This is a genomic window from Micromonospora sp. NPDC000207 (assembly GCF_040300925.1).
Taxonomy (GTDB): Bacteria; Actinomycetota; Actinomycetes; order Mycobacteriales; family Micromonosporaceae; genus Micromonospora.
On sequence record NZ_JBEPEQ010000244.1, the window covers coordinates 1 to 1,128 of the forward strand.

General features: G+C 73.9%; 1 protein-coding gene. It reads left to right on the forward strand.

The annotated features are described in order from the left end of the window. The first annotated feature begins 236 nt into the window (after positions 1 to 236). Positions 237 to 977: a DUF4142 domain-containing protein gene (locus ABT336_RS27455; protein WP_350900510.1), complete on the forward strand. Its 741-nt coding sequence runs from the start codon at positions 237 to 239 to the stop codon at positions 975 to 977. Positions 978 to 1,128: the final 151 nt, after the last annotated feature.

Sequence of the window (1,128 nt, forward strand, 5' to 3'; positions counted from 1 at the left end):
CGCGTCGCCGACGTCCCGGCCCCTCCCGGCGGCCGGTGGACGGTCCCGCGTCGCCGACGGCCCGGCCCCTCCCGGCGGCCGGTCGACCGGCGGGCGTCGCCGATGTCCACCATCGACCTGCCGGAACGCTGAACTGATCGGCCGCTCGGTGCGTACCACTGCACGGACGGGCGGCCGGCAGGCCTTACGGCGCCCGCCCACCCGCGTTTCGGCCCGGACGAGGAGGCACCGCAGAGATGGCACCGCTGAAGACCGCACACCGTCGGGCAGGGCGTACGACCCACCGGCTGACGGTGCTCATCATCGCGATCGTGGCGGGGATCGGTGTGCTGCCCGGGGCGGCCACCGCCGTGCCGGCACCCCCGCAGTCGCTGAACGCGGCCGACCAGGCGCTCTTGGCGGGGGTTCGACTCGCCGGCCTGTGGGAGATGCCGGCCGGACAGATGGCCGCCGAGAAGGGCCAGTCGGCGGTGGTCCGGGAGATCGGTGCCGAGATCGCCAAGCAGCACGAGGAGTTGGACCGGCTCACCGTCGAGGCGGCGAACAAACTCGGTGCCGCCATCCCCTCGGAGCCGACCGCCGAGCAGAAGGGCTGGCTGCTGGAGATGCAGAACGCCAGCGGAGCCCGGTTCGACCAGATCTTCGTCACCCGGCTCCGGGTGGCCCACGGCGCCATCTTCCCGGTGATCGGGGCGGTCCGCGCCGCCACCCGCAACGCCACGGTCCGCAAGCTCGCCGACGACGCCAACAAGTTCGTCCTGGCCCACATGGAGATGCTCGAACGGACCAACCTGGTCCGGTGGGAGCAGCTTCCGCCGGCGGTCCTGCCCGCCTCCGGCAACGACACCCTCCTGGCCAAGGCCGGTGCCAACACCGGCCCCGGGGTCGGGGTCAGCACCACGGTGATCTGGCTGGTGTTCCTCGCCGCCCTGGCCACCGGCGGGGCGGCCACCTGGAAGATGTTGCGCCGCAACTAGGGACCCCATCCGGGCGGTGCCCCGGCGCGATCGGGCGCGCCGGGGCACCGTCGTGTCCGGGGCCGATCGTGTCAGCGGCCGGTCGTGTCAGCGGCCGATCGTGTCAGCGGCCGGTCGGGTCAGCGGCCGGTCGGGTCAGCGGCCGGTCGGG